This window comes from Alkalicoccus luteus, from assembly GCF_012034335.1.
GTDB classification, from domain to species: domain Bacteria; phylum Bacillota; class Bacilli; order Bacillales; family Salisediminibacteriaceae; genus Alkalicoccus; species Alkalicoccus luteus_A.
Map to the genome: position 1 here is coordinate 1 of NZ_JAATHJ010000063.1, position 1546 is coordinate 1546.

Genomic DNA, 1546 nt, shown 5'->3' on the forward strand with positions numbered 1-1546 from the left:
TCTGCTTCGACGCACACGTCCAGCGGTGCGCTTTCCCTACCTTCCTGCGTCCCCCCATTGCTCAAATGGAAACAAGGTGGTACAGGAATCTTTCGCCTGTTTGCCATCGCCTACGCTTTTCAGCCTCGGCTTAGGACCCGACTAACCCTGAGCGGACGAGCCTTCCTCAGGAAACCTTAGGCTTTCGACGGAGGGGATTCCCACCCCTCTTTTCGCTACTCATACCGGCATTCTCACTTCCAGGCGCTCCACACGTTCTTCCGATCGTGCTTCGCCGCCCCTGGAACGCTCCCCTACCACGGCCACACCTAACGGTGTGACCATCCAAAGCTTCGGTGATACGTTTAGCCCCGGTACATTTTCGGCGCAGAGTCACTCGACCAGTGAGCTATTACGCACTCTTTCAATGATGGCTGCTTCTAAGCCAACATCCTGGTTGTCTAAGCAACTCCACATCCTTTTCCACTTAACGTATACTTGGGGACCTTAGCTGTTGGTCTGGGCTGTTTCCCTCTTGACTACGGATCTTAGCACTCGCAGTCTGACTCCCGAGGATAAGTCATTGGCATTCGGAGTTTGACTGAATTCGGTAATCCTGTAGGGACCCCTAGTCCAATCAGTGCTCTACCTCCAAGACTCTTCCCTCGAGGCTAGCCCTAAAGCTATTTCGGGGAGAACCAGCTATGTCCGAGTTCGATTGGCATTTCACCCCTACCCACACCTCATCCCCGCATTTTTCAACATGCGTGGGTTCGGGCCTCCATCCAGTGTTACCTGGACTTCACCCTGGACATGGGTAGATCACCCGGTTTCGGGTCTACGACCACGTACTCATGCGCCCTGTTCAGACTCGCTTTCGCTGCGGCTCCGCCTTTGCGGCTTAACCTTGCACGGGATCGTAACTCGCCGGTTCATTCTACAAAAGGCACGCTGTCACCCATTAACGGGCTCCAACTACTTGTAGGCACACGGTTTCAGGATCTATTTCACTCCCCTCCCGGGGTGCTTTTCACCTTTCCCTCACGGTACTGGTTCACTATCGGTCACTAGGGAGTATTTAGCCTTGGGAGATGGTCCTCCCGGATTCCGACGGGGTTTCACGTGTCCCGCCGTACTCAGGATCCACTCCGGAGGAGAGTCAGATGTCGAGTACAGGGCTCTTACCTTGTCCCGCGGGCCGTTCCAGGCCGCTTCCTCTATCTGCTCTCTTGGTAACTCCGATGGAGTGTCCTACAACCCCAGAAGGCAAGCCTTCTGGTTTGGGCTGATTCCGTTTCGCTCGCCGCTACTCAGGAAATCGCGTTTGCTTTCTCTTCCTCCGGGTACTAAGATGTTTCAGTTCCCCGGGTCTGCCTTCTCACACCCTATGGATTCAGGTGTGGATCCCTTCCCATTACGGAAGGGGGGTTCCCCCATTCGGAAATCTTCGGATCACAGCTCACTTACAGCTCCCCGAAGCATATCGGTGTTCGTCCCGTCCTTCATCGGCTCCTAGTGCCAAGGCATTCACCGTGCGCCCTTGGTCGCTTAACCATCTGATACGTGC

1 rRNA gene is annotated in these 1546 nt (G+C 55.0%); it reads right to left on the bottom strand.

Annotated features, from left to right (window positions below):
* Positions 1 to 1533, bottom strand: a 23S ribosomal RNA gene (locus tag HCN83_RS18265); the annotation flags it as partial.
* Positions 1534 to 1546: the final 13 nt, after the last annotated feature.